The sequence below is a fragment of the Sulfolobus sp. E5-1-F genome, from assembly GCF_009601705.1.
In the GTDB taxonomy this organism is placed as follows: domain Archaea; phylum Thermoproteota; class Thermoprotei_A; order Sulfolobales; family Sulfolobaceae; genus Saccharolobus.
Genome location: NZ_CP045687.1, coordinates 2388071 through 2405714 on the forward strand (window position 1 = coordinate 2388071; position 17644 = coordinate 2405714).

The 17644-nt window shown below is 36.9% G+C and carries 13 protein-coding genes and 1 pseudogene; 6 read left to right on the forward strand and 8 right to left on the reverse strand.

Annotation, left to right across the window (positions count from 1 at the left end; all coding sequences use genetic code 11):
- Positions 1-31 precede the first annotated feature (31 nt).
- Positions 32-2128 carry an ABC transporter substrate-binding protein gene (locus GFS03_RS12520; protein WP_153424600.1) on the reverse strand — a complete coding sequence of 699 codons (2097 nt, stop codon included), beginning with the start codon at positions 2126-2128 and terminating at the stop codon, positions 32-34.
- Positions 2129-2532: 404 nt separating this feature from the next.
- On the opposite strand from GFS03_RS12520, the gene GFS03_RS12525 reads away from it, so the two are divergent.
- On the forward strand, positions 2533-3339 hold the full coding sequence (locus GFS03_RS12525) for a sugar phosphate isomerase/epimerase family protein (protein WP_153424393.1): 807 nt from the start codon (positions 2533-2535) through the stop codon (positions 3337-3339).
- A gap of 23 nt (positions 3340-3362) precedes the next feature.
- On the opposite strand, the gene GFS03_RS12530 is transcribed toward GFS03_RS12525, so the two are convergent.
- Both GFS03_RS12530 and GFS03_RS12535 read right to left on the reverse strand, forming a co-directional pair.
- Complete coding sequence (locus GFS03_RS12530; protein ID WP_153424394.1) at positions 3363-3815, reverse strand: alpha/beta hydrolase family protein; 453 nt, start codon at positions 3813-3815, stop codon at positions 3363-3365.
- A gap of 9 nt (positions 3816-3824) precedes the next feature.
- Complete coding sequence (locus GFS03_RS12535) at positions 3825-4127, reverse strand: hypothetical protein (protein ID WP_153424395.1); 303 nt, start codon at positions 4125-4127, stop codon at positions 3825-3827.
- 139 nt (positions 4128-4266) lie between these two features.
- Between GFS03_RS12535 and GFS03_RS12540 the strand changes: the two genes are divergently transcribed.
- Positions 4267-4440, forward strand: a complete 174-nt coding sequence (locus GFS03_RS12540) for a hypothetical protein (protein WP_153424396.1) — start codon at positions 4267-4269, stop codon at positions 4438-4440.
- A gap of 260 nt (positions 4441-4700) precedes the next feature.
- On the forward strand, positions 4701-6848 hold the full coding sequence (locus tag GFS03_RS12545) for an ABC transporter substrate-binding protein (protein WP_153424397.1): 2148 nt from the start codon (positions 4701-4703) through the stop codon (positions 6846-6848).
- 51 nt (positions 6849-6899) lie between these two features.
- Here the strand turns inward: GFS03_RS12545 and GFS03_RS12550 are convergent, their stop codons facing one another.
- The 4 genes from GFS03_RS12550 to tnpA form a co-directional block, all read right to left on the reverse strand.
- Positions 6900-7643: an alpha/beta hydrolase gene (locus GFS03_RS12550; protein ID WP_153424398.1), complete on the reverse strand. Its 744-nt coding sequence runs from the start codon at positions 7641-7643 to the stop codon at positions 6900-6902.
- 48 nt (positions 7644-7691) lie between these two features.
- Entirely contained in the window at positions 7692-8894 is a 1203-nt protein-coding gene (locus GFS03_RS12555) for an enolase C-terminal domain-like protein (protein ID WP_153424399.1), read from the reverse strand.
- 562 nt (positions 8895-9456) lie between these two features.
- Positions 9457-10662 (reverse strand): RNA-guided endonuclease InsQ/TnpB family protein, encoded by a 1206-nt coding sequence (locus tag GFS03_RS12560; RefSeq protein WP_153424400.1) that lies wholly within the window; start codon positions 10660-10662, stop codon positions 9457-9459.
- A complete protein-coding gene (gene tnpA, locus GFS03_RS12565) occupies positions 10637-11038 on the reverse strand; it encodes an IS200/IS605 family transposase (protein ID WP_153424401.1) in 402 nt (133 codons plus the stop codon). The genes GFS03_RS12560 and tnpA overlap by 26 nt, the downstream gene beginning before the upstream one ends.
- A gap of 92 nt (positions 11039-11130) precedes the next feature.
- Between tnpA and GFS03_RS12570 the strand changes: the two are divergent.
- The 3 genes and pseudogenes from GFS03_RS12570 to GFS03_RS12580 form a co-directional block, all read left to right on the forward strand.
- Positions 11131-11553, forward strand: a pseudogene (locus GFS03_RS12570) (alpha-L-rhamnosidase C-terminal domain-containing protein); the annotation flags it as partial.
- Between the two features lie 597 nt (positions 11554-12150).
- The gene (locus GFS03_RS12575) at positions 12151-14349 is read left to right on the forward strand and encodes a glycoside hydrolase family 31 protein (protein ID WP_153424403.1); all 2199 of its coding nucleotides are present in this window, start codon (positions 12151-12153) and stop codon (positions 14347-14349) included.
- 33 nt (positions 14350-14382) lie between these two features.
- Positions 14383-16161 carry a hypothetical protein gene (locus GFS03_RS12580; protein ID WP_153424404.1) on the forward strand — a complete coding sequence of 593 codons (1779 nt, stop codon included), beginning with the start codon at positions 14383-14385 and terminating at the stop codon, positions 16159-16161.
- Here the strand turns inward: GFS03_RS12580 and bgaS are convergent.
- Positions 16158-17627 (reverse strand): beta-galactosidase BgaS, encoded by a 1470-nt coding sequence (bgaS, locus tag GFS03_RS12585; protein ID WP_153424405.1) that lies wholly within the window; start codon positions 17625-17627, stop codon positions 16158-16160. The two genes, GFS03_RS12580 and bgaS, sit on opposite strands and share 4 nt — an antisense overlap.
- Positions 17628-17644 lie beyond the last annotated feature (17 nt).

Consider the following 17644-nt stretch of genomic DNA (forward strand, 5'->3'; position numbering starts at 1 on the left):
ATGCAGGAAAAAGAAAATTATTTTTCTTATTTCATCTTCTTCTTAGGCCTAGTATAACTGCGACTATTACTATAACTATTATAACAACAGCTATTATAGCGTACAATGCAGTATTGGATGACGAACTAACAGTAGTAGTTACAGTAGCTGTAGTAGTACTCACAGATGTGGAAACACTAGTAGTAGTTGAAACACTCGTAGTAGTTACAGTACTAGTTGTAGTAGACGTAGTAGTACTTGTAGTAGTAGACGTGCTTGTAGTAGTACTAGTTGTAGTTGTAGTTTGATATACGAATGGATCATTAGAGGTATACCAGCTTGAGGGAACTTGTGAAGTGTAATACCACCAAGGCTCTGGAACAGACTGATTAACCAAATGCAAAGCTAAGATAACGGGTAGAGTGGTTGTCCCTGTGCTAACCCACGGTGGAGCTGGCCAGTAATAGTTTTGCGCAGTTGGCCAGCCAGTAACAGTATTATTAACATACTCATACCATAACGCATTATACACTACGCCGAATGCTGGCATGTATTTTAGCCATAATAATGCCATGTCGTTTATTAGTTTGTTCTCTACTTCTGGGTTGGTCAAGTTGCCCCATGCGTAATATACTAACATGTTTGCTGGTGGTGAAGAAGGTGCTAGTCTGGTTGTTAAGTTAAACCTCTCCATGTTGTAGTAAGTTGTATTTCCTATTGGCGTAACGTTACCCGGGGAATTCCACCAATTCCACAAATACCCCTCAAAATAGAATATTGGAGCAGGCCCTTGAATTAAATTCCATATCATTCCCATCCAGTAGTTTCCAGTTTGCATGTAGTTGTACCATGTGGAGAATGGTGGTGTTTGTACTTGTACAGTTATGCCTATTTGTTTCAAGTCTTGGGCTATTATTGCTAGGTCTGCATCCCAGTCTGTCCATCCAGCTGGAGCCATGATCGTCATGGTTGGTACTGGTGTACCATTTGGCGCTATCAATTGCCCATTAACGAGTTTGTACCCGTGAGATTCAAGTAGCTGTAAAGCAGCAGTTACATTACCTTGAGGTGGCGCCATAGACTCAGCCATTTGTAAAACAGTGGAATTCAGAACATTCAACATTTGCTCTGGTAAGGGTAATGGAGTAGAAGTCGGAGGCTCGTACCCGTACTCCCCTAGATATGAGATAGCAGTTCTATTGATAGCCATGTATATTGCTTGTCTCAAAACTGGGTCAGTCAAAGGCCACCTCATATCATTAAATAAAACCATTTGTGGATATCCTGGAGCAAAATAGTAGTAACGATGAGCCGGATCTTTAGCTATGAAATTCTGTTGTATTCCAGGCTCAAATGCTCCGGCCCATGTTATCTGCCCGTTATTTAGTGCAGAATTTTCTTGGACATTGCCTGCGTATGATGGGAATAGTAAGTATTTTATTCTTGGTTCTCCTGGCATCCAGTAGTGTGGGTTAGCTACTAGTACTACTTGCTGTGGACTGTAACTATATAGCATATATGGTCCAGTACCTATAGGATCTGTAACTTGCCACGTATACGGATTTCCAGTCTTATTTAAACCTACGTAAGTTCCATTTGGTAATTGCTCAACCGGGAAGTACTTACCCCACTGCACTGGATCAACGATCCATTGCTCCAAGACAGTATATAGATCCATCTCAGTTTGTCCTGGTTTGAATATTATTTCTAGTTCGTATGGGTTTATTATCGTCATATTTGCTATTTCATTTGCAGTGTAGCCTAGTTGTGGGTATGCTTGTTCTAGGGCGAACGTATACCATACAGCAGTTGCGTTGAATGGCGTACCATCTGTGAAGTAAACGTCATGCCTCAAGTACAATATTAATGCTAGTGTTTGCACTTTTCCGCTTGAAGTGTTAACATAACCAGTAGTCCACGTCCAATTAGTAGCCAACCATGGAATAATTTGACCGTTCAAGAAATTCACTAGAGCTAATGGCTCATAAATATACCATAATCCAACGCCTGTCGGACTAGGGGCACTCCATGGGTTAAAGTTATCTTGCCATGGTCCATTAGCAGCTACTATTACCATACTTCCTTCAGGTTGTACTGATGTTTGTTGTCCCATTATCGGAATTGTAAATACTCCTATACTTATTAACATTAAGATAGACAGGATGGTAGAAATTATCTTTCTTATCACTCTTACTTACCTCATTTTGTGATTATTTAAACAGATTTATTTAATATTTATGCGTAACATGTTAAGTGCATTTGATTATATAATAGAATGAGTTCGGTATTTTGACTTTCTCTGTGTAATAGATTAACTATGTTCTTAAACTATTTTATAATATTGAAGAATCCTAGTTTAGCGTACCTTAATAATTACTGCTGTATTGATCTACGGAATATTTTTGCTATGATATTATATTATCTTAATTTCATTCAATAATAAGATGTGCAATTTCTGCCTATGATACCTCTTAACTCTCTGTAAAAATTCGTCAATATCACGAGGCAAATAATTACTGAAAAAATTTAAACTCTGAAATGTCGTCATATAATATGAATTGGAAACTGGGAATTATCTCAGATGAGATCTCTCAAGATTTCGAGCACGCAGTAAAAGTAGTAAAAGAATTGGGTGCGAATTATGTTGAAGTTAGAAACCTTTGGAATAAGAATGTAACACAACTTTCAGATTCTGAATTCTCAGAAATGAGAAAGATTGTTGAAAGATATGGACTAACTATATCGAATTTAGATTCGCCTACCTTTAAGATATATATCAACGACGAGAAAAGTTATAAAGAGCATTTACAGATTTTAAGGAAAGTAATAGAATTAAGTAGGAAATTGGATATTACTTACACGAGAATATTTACATTTTGGTATGAGGGAGAGTTAAGATATTATATTGATAAACTATCTGAGAAATTTAACAGTGCTATAGATATAGCTGAAAGTGAAGGAATGACATTAGTGATCGAAAACGAGTACAGTTGTCTTGTGGGCACTGGTAAAGAACTTAGAACATTTTTAAATAAAATAAACACAAAATGGGTAAAGGTATTATGGGACCCTGGAAACGCCTTTTTCGCTAGAGAAACACCTTATCCAGACGGATATGAATTAATAAAAGAGGACATAATGCATCTACACATCAAAGACGCTATGGTTAAAGATGGACACTTCATTTGGATGCCAGTGGGAAAAGGGATGATAGACTATAAGAAACAATTTAAAGCACTAGTGGGTAAGCCATATGTAATATCATTAGAAACTCACTACAGAAATGCCTCAAATGATCCAGAGGCTAGTACTAAAGAGTCCTTTAATGGTTTAATTAAAATACTAAAGGAAATAGGTTGACGTCACTGTTGAAAGTCTTATCTTTATTTTAATCTCTTAACTAACCACTCCGTTACCTCTTTATATAATCTTTGTCTAACTTCATAATCGTAAAATGTATGACCACCCTTATCAAATAGTATTATTTGTTTATTCGTAGACTTTACTCGATTGTAAAATTCCACTGAAACCCTGAAATCTAATACCTCATCATCTTTTGAATGTACAATAAGGATTGGAACATCAATTTTATCAGCTATATGCAGTAGGTTGACTTTCATTTCATTAGCGACTTCTTCCTTTAATCTAAATGGACCAAAAGGTGAATATCTGTATCCATCTTGCTTTGATATCCAATTACTACGTGGTCCCTCAGCAAATAACCCTGGTGCAAATAACACTAAAGCCTTTACGATGTTACGAAATTTCTCAAATGTCCAAAGAGCCATTTCACCTCCTAAACTGAATCCTAGAAAAGCAATATTATTAAATCCCATCTTAATTGCTTAGTTTACAATATATTCGGAATCGGTTAATGCATTTTTGATCGAGAACGCTTCATCGAAAAATCCATAACTATCTCCATGTCCTCTATAATCGAATCTGTGAGTTGTGATCCCAGCGTTGCATAAATTAATTACTAGATCAGTGAAGAGCCTACCGGCTTCTATGTGATTTCTTGTAAATCCATGAAACATAATTAATAAAGGACTTTCTTTTATAGAGGATGGCCTATTCAGTATATAGAAAATCCATTCATTATTAGGAAGGTCAATAGTGCCAGAAATAGACTTACACATCTTCTCCATTCACCTAATACTCCTCTCTCCAATGCAGTATAAAAATTATCAAATATTATGCTTTATTGGTAACTTCGATATTATACAAAAGTTTTATAATTAGTCATCTTGGTATTATCTGCCGAATAAGAGGAAGGGATTGTAATAAGTGGAAAGGAAACGTTCTCACTTAGTTGTAAGTAGGGAGTTAAGGTTAGAAGTAAGCCATTATCAACAGTATCAAACAAACCGTGTAGTTTACATTTTAATGGAGAAAAGGCCATTACTAATGACGCATCATCAGATTAAGGCTTATATTCCAAATAGGCTGATTCTGATATAAAAGGATGTGAGGACATTCTATATAGGTTTAGTAGTTTCCTGAAAATGACGTATAGTAGAAAACGTTTCATTTTTTCCAATAGAAGATTAGTTTGATCATTCCATTTTAAGTGCCTGCAAGTTACAAGTAGTCTACGAAATATCTCTTACAAGGTTTTTTACTACCAAACTAATCTAGAATCTAAAACTTAAATTATAATCTAACAAGTAACTAGTAAAAATTAAATATGTTAAAATTGTATATGGTTGTTTGAGGATATAATGGTATCCTTAAGAAAATTAATATCAATAATAGTTGCTATTTTAATAATAATAAGTTTAGGAATAACATTTAACGTTATAACTTCACAACCAACATCAGTACAACCAGAAGGGAGTTTAGTTGTAGTCGCAAATACTATTGGAACTTGGCAAGATAACTTTAACCCATGGAACTCTCCCACTGCACAATACTCAGGTTTATGGTTCATTTATGAACCCTTAGCCTTGATAGATTACGGTACTTCGCAAATTATTCCATGGTTGGCTACTAATTGGACGTGGACTACTGGTTATGTTAACACTTCAAGCGGAAAAGTGCAAACACTAGCATTAATATTGTACTTGAGGCATGACGTTTACTTCACAGATGGTACGCCATTCAACGCAACTGCTGTATGGTATACGTTCGCCCTAGAACAAGCATACCCACAACTAGGCTACACTGCAAATGAAATAGCAAATATGACGATAATAAACCCATACGAACTAGAAATAATATTTAATCAAAGGGCAACTCCGGTTATACTATATACAATCCTAGGGCATTTCATTGTTGATCCAGTGCAGTGGGGTAAGTACTTCCCGGTTGAGCAATTACCAAATGGAACTTACGTAGGTTTAAATAAGACTGGAAATCCGTATACGTGGCAAGTTACAGATCCTATAGGTACTGGACCATATATGCTATATAGTTACAGTCCACAGCAAGTAGTACTAGTAGCTAACCCACACTACTGGATGCCAGGAGAACCAAGAATAAAATACTTACTATTCCCAGCATATGCAAGTGGTACCCAGGCTACAACTGATCTTGCACTGGGTAAGATACAGTGGGCTGGCATATCTATTCAAGATATTCAATCTGTTTTTGTGGCCAAGAATCCACAGTTCTACCACTACTTTTTCCAACACGTTACCTCCCCAGGAGTATTGTATCTCAATGATATGCGATGGCCTCTATCTGATCCAATTTTGAGGCAAGCCATTAGCCTCGCAATTAACAGAACTGCTATAACTTATCTAGTGTACTATAACTATACTACACCAGCTATAGATTTGCCAGTTTCGGTAGGTCAGTTAGGATTTTTTAACTCAACTGTAATACAACTTGCTCAACAGCTAGCTCCTCCACAAGGTAATGTAACTGCAGCTCTTCAACTACTTGAATCACATGGTTATAAACTAGTTAATGGACAACTAATAGCACCGAATGGAACTCCAGTTCCCACAATGACCATTGAAGCACCTGCAGGATCAACAACATGGGATGCTGAAGTAGCACTCTACGCTCAGCAATTGAAACAGATAGGGATAAACGTTCAAGTGGTAACTCCTCCATTTTCCACTGCGGTAAATGATTTAGAAACTGGGAATTTCTGGATGGAGAGGATATATCTACTATCAACTGGTCCTACACCGATAATGTTCTTCCAGGCCTTTCTTTACAATCCAGTAAATACGCCAGGTAATATAACTCCGATAGGCAATAGGACAACATATAATGTGGGAAGATTAAACCTATCTTTACGTCTATCTCCCAACTCTCCACCGATAATTAATCTTTATCAATATGCAATGGGTAATATAACTAATGTGACTGAGTACAAGAAACTTTTAAACGAGATCGGAATGTTCTGGTTGAAATATATGCCAGCAATTGTACTAATAAATGGATGGGTTAACTACGAATATATTAATAGTTCAATCTCCGGTTGGGTAACTCCTCAACACAACTATTGGATTGGAGCGCCATGGTATAATCCACCTCTACCCGTTATCTTAGCTTTACATTTGACTAATCAGTCTGTTCCAGAGCCTTGGTGGTATTACGAAAGTCAATTTAATATTACGGTTCCCTCAAGCTGGTATACCTCTAATGATCCATTCGTATATCAAACTACAACTACAACTAGTACTACTACAAGCACGTCTACTACTACAAGTACTACTACGTCTACTACAACTAGTACTGTAACTACTACGAGTGTTTCAACTACTACTAGTGTTTCCACATCTGTGAGTACTACTACAGCTACTGTAACTACTACTGTTAGTTCGTCATCCAATACTGCATTGTACGCTATAATAGCTGTTGTTATAATAGTTATAGTAATAGTCGCAGTTATACTAGGCCTAAGAAGAAGATGAAATAAGAAAAATAATAGTTTTTTTTAATAACTATTACTGCTTATTAAAAAACTAGAAATTAATAGCTGGTAAAAAGCTGTTCACTTCTTCAATTACTTTATTCTTCACTTCATCCGGCTCAAAGAAATGATCTCCTTTTTCTATTAATACAAGTTTCTTTTTCTCTGCTTTTATTTTTTCAAAGAACGTAATAGACTGCGTGTATGGTACTACACTGTCATCTTTACAATGAATTATCAAGGTTGGAGAGAAAATTTTCTCAGCCAAATTCATTACGTTTGCCCTTGCCACGCTCAAATATCCTTCTTCTTTAAGCTTTAAATTTCCATATCTCCCAACAAGGTAATAATTCTCAACCTTTCTAGGTGGATTTCTAAAGACTTCTATAAAGTTTATAGCTGGAGCTAAAAGTACTAATGCGTTTATATCGCTGAATTTGGCAGCAGAGTAAATCGCAACATGCCCTCCCATGCTTACCCCAACAAGCCCAATTCGTTTAGGATTGTACTCCCTCTTAACTAGGTTGATCACGTTTTCAGCATCTTCGTAAGCGTATTCAATTCTAAAATTTTCAAAAGGAAATTTACTTTTATCGTGACCTCTAAATTCCACTCTAATTACGTTTATACTTTTTTCACATAATGTATATGCTAGTTCATTATACGGTGGCTGAAATCTACTCCCCGTAAATCCATGAAACATAATGAAAAATTTATCCTTTTTACCATTTTCAGGCACATTGAAAGTTAGGTTTAAGCCATTCACTTCACTATCATATTGTTTACAGCTTATCATTGAATTGATAATGTTTAACTTCGCTATAAAACGTTGTTGAGTAACTAGTTAGACGTGGCATTTACAACCTCTAAACTTCAATTTAGGTATTGTTACTATATCCTTTTGCCCTTGGTAAGGATAGTCCCCAGTATCTCGATAGAAATCCTCATATTTTTCTACTTTATTCTCATCAATTTCAACTCCTAATCCAGGCTCGTTTGGTACCTGTATTCTTCCGCCCTCTATATTAAATGGTCTCTTTATTATGTCATCCTCTAAATATATGTAATGTGTGTCTATTGCATATCCAAGATTTTGAGCTACCGCTGCTGAATGAAGCATTGCAGCTAACGCTATCCCAGTTTCGCTTGGGCTATGCATTCCTAATTCTAAACCTAAACTCCATAGCGTGGCTGAGAGCTCAAGATAGCCGTAAATCCCATACCACCAGTGTGGATCTCCTAATACTACATCTACTGCACCTCTAAGGAATACGTTAGGTATATCTTCGAATCTAGTTGCTACCGTATTAGTGGCTACAGCGTATCCAGTAGCTTGTTTAAACGTCCTTAATCCCTCCATTGTCCAAACGGGATCCTCAAAATACTCAATTTTTATCCCTTCTAGGCTTTTAGCTACGTTTATTGCTTGAGATAGATTCCAACCACCATTAGGGTCTATTCTAAATCTGGCGTGGGGAAATCTCTCAGCTAATACCTTAACTACATCTATCTCATGCTCTGGTTTAAACACCCCAGCCTTTAGTTTTATTGAAGTAAATCCATATTTTCTAACTACTAATTCGGCACTTCTTACTAGATCATCCACTGTTTCCGTATCTTCTGTTGGAAAAACATAAGCTGAGATTTCTATACTGTCTTTTAGTTGCCCTCCTAGGAGGTTTGATATGGATACTCCTAAAGCCTTACCTTTTATATCAAGTAGTGCAGTCTCTATAGGGAACCATATTTGTGGTAATAGCTGATTATAATATGTAGCAGTTATTGGAGAAGCGACTTTCCACTTCAGTCTTCTTATGTTAAACGCATCTTCATTGATTATTTGATCTTTCAGCTTTTCAATAAGTGGAGCCAATGAGAATCCACCGCCTCCCGTTTCTCCATATCCCGTAATTCCCTCATCCGTGATTATTTCAACTAAGGTAAATACGTTTCTTCCAGGATGTCCACCGGCAACTCTTAATAGCTTTCCCTTTATTGGGATAGCGATACTCCTAACCTTAATATCCTTGATTTTGATTTTAGTCACCTCTGATTTCCTTCTTTTTCGCTAGAGTATTAAAAACATATCCTATAACTAGTTCTTCATTATCGTGGAAAAATGCTTTTCACATGCTGAGACATAAGGAGATTTATAAAAACGAGACGTTAACCTATTAGATTTCAACTAATGTTAAGACATGTTTAACTTTTAATAACAAATATAGAAAATAAACTTTTTCCAATGAATATCTATCGCATTTAAATCGTCAGATAATAAGCTTTCAATTCGCAAGAGTTAGGAATAATCCTTAATAATTTGATGCAATAATCACCTATTGGATGCCAGAAGTAATAGATCTGAGAGTAGAATTTACGGTAAATCCTATTGGACTAGATGAACAAAAGCCTAGATTCTCCTGGGTATTAATACCGGCAAAAAGAGGTAACTTACAAAAGGCTTATAGAATTATAGTAGGGAATTTAAATAGTATTTCTAAAGATATTGGTGATGTTTGGGATTCCGGAATTGTTCAATCTGATAACAATATCATAAAATATCAAGGTCCTCCAGTGAACTACTCCGCCCTTGCGGACGGAGCATCCCCACCTCACGATGAGGATTTCCTGCTTCTTCCGGGAAACTTGCTATACACTCCCTCTGAGAAGGGAATGTATAGTAGAGGTTTCCCGTCCACAGGCACTAAGGGCAGTCCCGACCCCGCACAAAGAATATTTAGAGAAGCATTATAATCACGATCTGCCACCCAACCACACTTAGGGCAAACAAATGTTCTGTCAGCAAGAGTAAGGTCGTTTCTCACATAACCACATCTCGCACACATCCTTGACGTGTTCCTTGGGTCTACCTTCACCACCCTCCTACCAGCTCTTTCAGCCTTGTAGGAGAGGTGATGAAGGAAGAGGGAGAAGTTTGAGTGAAGAATATGCTTCCTAAGGGTCTTGCTTTTTGGTCTCTCTACCATTTGTTTAGTTTCCAGATCTTCAACGTAAATCTCGTCATATTGTTCCACTAGCCATGTGGTTATCTTGTGTATGTAATCGTTCATAAAGTTCTTGGCGTGTTCGTGAAGTTTTGCGAGCTTAACCCTAGTCTTTTCATAGTTTTTAGAACCTTTCTTTTTCCTAGATAATATTCGTTGGACGAGGCGTATTTTCTTCTCGATCTTGTCGAACACTTTTGGATTTTCTATAACAATACCATCTGATGTTGTAACTAGTTTCTCAACACCAACGTCAACACCTACTCTCCTACCGTTACTTGGTAATGGTTTCTTTTCAACCTCAATCTGGAATATGGCATACCAGCCAGTAACATTTTTCACTATAAGCACTCCCTTCACTCTCCCTTCTAAAGGTCTGTGAAAGAGCACCTTTACGGAACCTATCTTTGAGAGAATTAGCTTATCTCCCTCAACCTTGAAGCCAGATTGGTTGTAGTTTATGAACTTGAGGATCTTCTTATATCTGAGCTTACCGACTTTCTTTCCTTTCTTCTTGAGTTCGTGAAGTGCTCTAATATTATACCATAATACATTGTTTACCATTTGGAGAGCCTTTGAGTACACTAGATCCTTTCCCTCAACTTTCAAGTCCTTGATCATTGCTTGGGTGTCACTTGGGGTTATCTTCTTTCCCTCTCTTCTCGCTTTCGTAATAACGTCTAATAGCGCGTTGTAAACTTTTGCTTCAACTTGCATTACCTTGAGGAGTTTTTCCTCTACTTCTTTAGACGGGTAAATCTTGTACTTGAAGGATAGTTGTACTACATCACTCTTTTCCTTGGCTCTCCACATAGTTCTTCAGAACCTCTAACGTAACTTGTCCGCTAGTTGCTAAAAAGTAGGATGGGGACCATAGATGCCCTTTCCATAACTTCTCCTTAACTTGTGGAAATTTTCTCTGTATCTCCCTTGAGGTTATTGTCTTTATAGCGTTTATGTACCTTGGTATGTTAAGGGTTGGTTTAGCCTTGAATAACATGTGGAAGTGATCCTTGTCAACGCTAATGTCTATAACTTTGAATGTTTTGCTTATTTCAAGAATTGTTTCTTTCAAGAAATTTATGATCTCCTCATTGTCGAACACTTTCCTGCGGTACTTCACTACTTGGACATAGTGGTAGTAAAGCACGTAAACTGAATGTGCACTTCTGTCCAATCTGTACCGCATAGTTACATGTATTTTTCAAAAACTATAAAAATCTTTCTATAAGGTGGCTATCCATCCGGAAGGGGACTTTCGCCCCCTTAACCCCCCATAAAGTTAAAGAGGGGGCTACAACACTTTGGGAGAGGTGGGAGAAGCTTACTGGAAGGGACATGAATTCTCATAATCATCACATGTTCGGTAGTGTTGATCATTGGATTTATAAGTACGTTGCAGGATTAGAAGTCTTGGAACCGGGATTTAAGAAAGTTTTGATAAAGCCAAGGTTATTTAAGAGGCTTAGCAATGCTTCGGCATCTGTGAGAAGCATTAGGGGATTAGTTTCTGTAGAGTGGGAGTTTAGGAATAATGTGTTTAAACTCAAAGCTACAGTCCCCTCCTTCGCTGAGATTCACTTACCTAAAATTAGTGAGAAATCTCCGGGAATTCTCTCAATTAAGGAGGAGTCTAATTGGGTAATCGTTGAGGTTAGCGGTGGTAACTATAATTTTGAAATAAGGAGTGATAAAAGTAGTTAATCCTTTTCATCAAAAATATATAAACTTATTAATTACTTAAAACAGCCGACCTAACATTTTTGAATTTTAGATATTTTTACTTATCTCAACTAGATTTAAGGTAATCATTGGGACTGAGTTCTCCAAACGTTTCAGTAATTTTCACTCTTCTCTCTAGCAATAAAGCGTCATCCAGATTTGCATCCACTAAGAAATCTTAAGGCTAAACTTTCAAAATGTTATTATAATTAATATATATAATAAATATACAATACAACATTATCTTCCGTTTATCGTAGAAAAGGAAAATGTGAATAACAGTTGATATACCTTATAGTTTGTCGTCGTTTTCGTTAAAGTCTTTCTATATTGTGGAGTAATCTAGACCTGTTAGGATTATCTTCATTTATATTCTCGTTGGCGACAGCGCTAGGAGATGTAAAAGAAGAACATTTACTCGTACTAATGATACCTTTTTGGTTGTATTTGCTCTCTAACGTATTTCCTCTAGAGTATCTTTGATGAGATTAATCATGAATTTCTGTATAATTCTGAAGAGTCCCACAAAGCAATGAGTAGCAGAAAGCTTATATAATAGTTTTATGAAGAAGCCCTATAATGAGAAAAGTAGGCAACTTAAATGTAGAAATAGAATTTATCACAGATAATATTGTTAGAATTTTGTATTATTATAGAAGGGAAGATTTTGTAGATAGTAGTTTAGTCGTATTACCTAACTTAGAGAAGATAGGTTTGAAAAGTGAAAATATTAGCTCATCTACACTCTCTTTCTCGAGTAAATCCCTCACTATAGATATAAACACCTCTAATGAAGAGTTAGTAATAAGGAATAGTAATGGGGAAATTGTAGTAAAAGAGAAGAGAAGGGATTTAAAGTTTAACGATGAGTTGTCCACTTACAACGTTATGCAAGAATTTGAGTTGAGTGAGGGTGAAAGATTGTATGGTTTAGGGCAACATGCAGGAGGAAATGGTTTAGGTCAATCTTCTGCCTATAGTTTGGACTATAATGGCCTTTCGATAACACTATCTCAGAGAAACACTGACATTGGAATTCCTTTCTTAGTTTCTAGTAAAGGTTATGGGATACTGTGGGATAACTATTCCCTTGCTTCAATAAGTCTTAAGAGGAACAAATTGAAGGTTTGGTTTGAAGCCGGTAAAAAGATAGATTATTACGTGATTTACGGTAATTCTATAGATGATGTGATAAGAGGTTATAGAAGGTTGACCGGAGATGCTCCTCTCTTATCTAAATGGGCATATGGATATTGGCAGAGTAAAGAGAGATATAAATCGCAAGATGAGTTAGTAGGTGTAGTTAAGGAGTTTAGGGAAAAAGAGATACCTCTAGATGTAATAGTGTTAGACTGGAGATATTGGGGAAAGTATGGTTGGAACGCTTTCCAATTTGATGAGACTGACTTTCCAAAACCTAATGAGATGGTTGAAAGAATTCATGAAATGAAAGCCAAGTTAGCAATATCAATATGGCCCACATTTGGAAAGGAAACCGAAGTTTTCAAGGATATGGAGAGCAAAGGATGCATAATCCAAGGGACTACTGCATTTAATCCTTTTAAGTATGAATGTAGGGAGCTCTTTTGGAGTTACGTTAAGAGATTTTACGATATAGGGGTAGACGCTTATTGGCTTGATGCCTCAGAGCCCGAAACCGGTCTTGGTTTAGTCTTCTTTTCTCCAATTCATGATGCGGACTTAGGAATTGGAAAAGGGTATGAGTACGTGAACGCATATTCGTTAATGGAAACTAAGGCTGTATATGAGGGACAAAGGAGAATTAGCAACAAAAGGGTTGTAATATTGACTAGATCTGCCTTTGCCGGTCAACAGAGACATTCTGCAATTAGTTGGTCTGGTGATGTATTGGGTGATTGGGCTACGTTGAGAGCTCAAATACCAGCTGGGCTTAACTTTTCAATTTCTGGCTTACCCTATTGGACTACTGACACCGGTGGTTTCTTCTCTGGAAATCCAGAAACTAAGGCATATGCTGAGATTTTCGTTAGGTGGTTCCAATGGAGTACATTCTGCCCTATCCTTAGAGTTCACGGCACAATATTCCCTAAAGAGCCTTGGAGATTTCCGGGTGAATATCAAGACGTTATCCTTAAGTATATAAGGTTGAGATACAAATTACTGCCTTATATTTATTCATTAGCGTGGATGACATACGGTAATGGATATACAATTATGAGACCATTAATTATGGATTTTAGGAATGATCAAAACGTTTACGATCTTGATGATCAATACATGTTTGGTCCCTACATAATGGTGTCCCCAGTTACTTTGCCGAGTATCAAGGAGAAAGAAGTTTACTTACCCTCTAGCGAGTACTGGTATGATTTCTGGACAGGTAAGAAGTTTGAAGGAGGGAGGACAGTAAACGTAAAGATAACGTTAGATACGATTCCCTTATTTGTAAGAAGTGGTGCTATTTTACCATTATTAGGAAAAAACGTAAATAACGCTGAGGAGGATTGGGATGTAATTGAGCTAAGGGTTTTCCCAGATAAGGACGGCTATTTCGAATTATACGACGACGATGGGGTTACGTATGATTACGAAAAGGGTAAGTATTATATAATACCAATTACTTGGGATGAGAATAAGCAGGAGCTCATTATAGGAAAGAAAAGAGGAGAGTTAGAAATGGGTAAGAAAATAATTAAGATAATCTGGGTTGGGGAGGGTAAGGGTATTGGTTACACTAAGCCAGACGTTGAAGTAGAGTATGATGGTAAGGAAAGTATTACGATGAAGAAACCTTAGGATTTTTAATTTCATAACTCTTTTGTCATTACGATGATGGAATTTAAATTAGTGGTTTACGTTACGGCTCCAACTTTGGGAAGTCTAAACGAGGAAAGAACTAAGAAGCTTATTGAAGAACTTAAAGAGTTAGGAGTAGAGAAAGTCTATCTAGAAAATTATAGAGATGGGAAAGTGTTAGATGTAAACATAATGACTAAGTTTAAAGAGATTTTTGAGAGGGAGTTCGAAGTTGCTGGAGGGATGGCAATTGGTACATGGGGTGAGGGATGGGGTGAAATGGAAAATTTTGGTTTTAAAGTTGCGTGTATTGCAGATGAAAGAAATAGAGAGATGGTGAAGAACGTAGTTGAGGAGCAAGCTAAGGTGTTTGATGAGATAATAATTGACGACTTCTGGGCTAATTGGTGCCATTCTGAAAAGGATGTAAAGTTGTTTAACTCAATGTATGGGTTAAATTTTACTAAAGATACATTGGTTAAAATGTTGAGGGATCCTGTCATATCGCGTTTATGGTGTGAGTACTCTTCGTCTCTAGTTTATAACGTCTCAAGAGATTACGTTGTAGAGCCAGCTAAAAAGGTCAATGGAAAAGTTAGAATAACTCTAAAGGTTGCTGAGTGGAGAGAGGACTTCTATCATAGGGGGCTTAAATTAGATAAGCTAGCCGAAATCTTTGATAACATTTACGTTGGAACTGAGGCTAGGGAATATACAGCAAGATATGGTTCGCTATATATAGTTGATTACGTTAAGGGTATAGTTGGTGATAAATTAAAGGGTGTATGGTTTGATACATTTATAGGTGGAGAAGGTGGTGATTACGGTAGTTTTAAAACATATTTCCAGCAATTTGTCTTAAGTGCGTTTGGTCTCACGGAGGAAATTACACTGTTTGCAGCGGGAGATATTTTAGATCCAGAGAGAAAGCATTTGTTTGAGGGTATTAAGGAAAATAAGGCAAAGGTACAAGAATGGAGGAGAAACATTAGAGAATACAGCTCTATGGGTTTGAAGAGAATACCGCTCCAACACTTCATGGCTCAAAGAGTTGATAAATATGTAGAAGATCACTTGGGAATAATGGGTATACCGTTAGAGGTTTCTAGCAGTGTAAATCCAGGTGATATAGTGCTCATAACTGAGTCAGATATTTACCATTTGGACATTATGGACTTACTTAATAAGGGAGTTAGCTTAATGTTTACGGCAAGTGCAGCTAAAAAGCTTATTGAGATTCTAGGGGATGTTGCACTAAAGGTTCTTGGTGTAAATAACGTGATTTACGATAATGTTATTGCTAACGCATTAACTAGGGATGGGAAAGTATTCTATTGGTCATACTACAAAAGGCAATCCAATTTCCCTGTTGGGCCCATATTTTCCCTAAATGGTGCATCACCAATCCTTTACGCTTATGATGGTGTGGAGTTTTATCCAGTAGTCTTTCAGAATACGTATTCTAACGGAAGAGTTTATGTTATATCGCTTACCACTTACTTACCGTATCTGATTTCAGAATTCTATCCAGGTATTGCAAGGCAGATCATTAGGGACATTGTCGGAGATCACATAGGTATAAAGGCTATTGCAACTTACCCCTTCTTATTTTCTTTAATAGTTAAAAGGGATGGAGTGGTAACTGTATTAAATTTAAATGACTTCCCAATTAGGCTAACGTTAAGTATTGATCCCAAAAGGTATAAAATAAGTAACGTACAAGACATGAAAGTATTACAGTCTAATGAAAATGAGATTAGGATAAGATTAAAAGAAAACTCATTTGGTGTAGTGAGACTTGAGAAAGTTTAATGCCTTAATGGTTTTACTGGAGGTACGCTGTTTAAGTGTTCTATTTCATCAGTTATTCCACCATTTGTGGCTATTTCCTTGTATACGAGGGCTGAAGGTCTCCAGTATAGTCTTTTAGTATTGTAATCAACTTTTAACAAACCAAATCTCATAGAGAAGCCTGAAGCCCATTCGTAATTATCAGCCAAAGACCAATGTAAATACCCTCTAACATCGGCACCACTATTTATTGCTCTGTGAACTTGATAAACATGAGATACTAAGTAATAGGGCCTTTGATAATCCGCATCATCTGCAATACCGTTTTCAGTAACATACATATAGAGATGATATCTATTCCAGTATTTTGTCAGAACATCGTATAGTCCTTCTGGGAAGAACTCCCAGCCGAAATCACTGGTTGGTAGTCCCGCTAAGCTCACAGAATTTCTCTCACACCCATGACCGTAACCTCCTAGACTAACATATCCTTTTTCAGTCTTCTTAACTACAGTCCTAGTGTAATAATTGACGCCAATCCAATCCAATCTACTCTTTAGATCATCCCTTACGACCTTCTCATTTCCTCTGTTGATTTCACCCTTAATTATTGCATCAAAAAATCCCCATCTATTATCGTATTCAGCCATTTCCACAGCTTCCATATCTTTTTCAGTTAAAGGTTGGAATGAACTATTTGCGTAGATTATTCCAACTGGTTTTTTAGTAACACTTTTTATTGCGTCATATGCCCTTGCGTGAGCTTGAATAATGTTGTACATTGCCTTACGGGAAAGTTCAAAGCTTAGGTACCCTGGAGGAAAACCGGACTTAACACCAACGTATCCTAAACCTCCAACAACGTTTGGCTCATTCATTGTCGAATATTCATCTACCAAGTCATCGAATTTCCAAGCTATATAGGCTGAGAACCTGGCGAACTCGTAAACTGTCCTAGTACTTAGCCAACCAGTTGGACCAGTTAAATCTCCTCTTCTTACTCTAATTGGGTCATGTAACCATAGAGGTAATGGCCAATGGTACATGTTTAATATAAAGTAAAGTCCTCTACTTTTAAGGTCATTAAATATTTCCCTATAGTGGTTTAACGCGTTTTTGTTAGCATATTCGTCGAGTCTTTTTAACTCGTTTTCGTTAATCTCAACCTCTATGACATCTTGCTTTGATTCATCTAAGTTTTGTGGTTTTGGTAATGGATTGGGAAATATTCTAGACCATTCTACGTTCAATCTAGCTATTTTTAATCCCATTTTTTGAGCATTGTCATGGAATGTCTTATAGTTTCCCCAATATCCTGGCCCATTCTCAGGAAAATCTCCACTCACTAATCCCGCTGCGATATTTTCTGGATCGTGAACCCATTTATACCAGTCTGTATTTGGATCTTCTGACCCTGGGGATCCCATTTCTGATTGAAATCCAGCTTGAGACCAACCAAACCTAAAGCTCTTTGGAAACTGGTACATGGTTTTCTTTATGATTA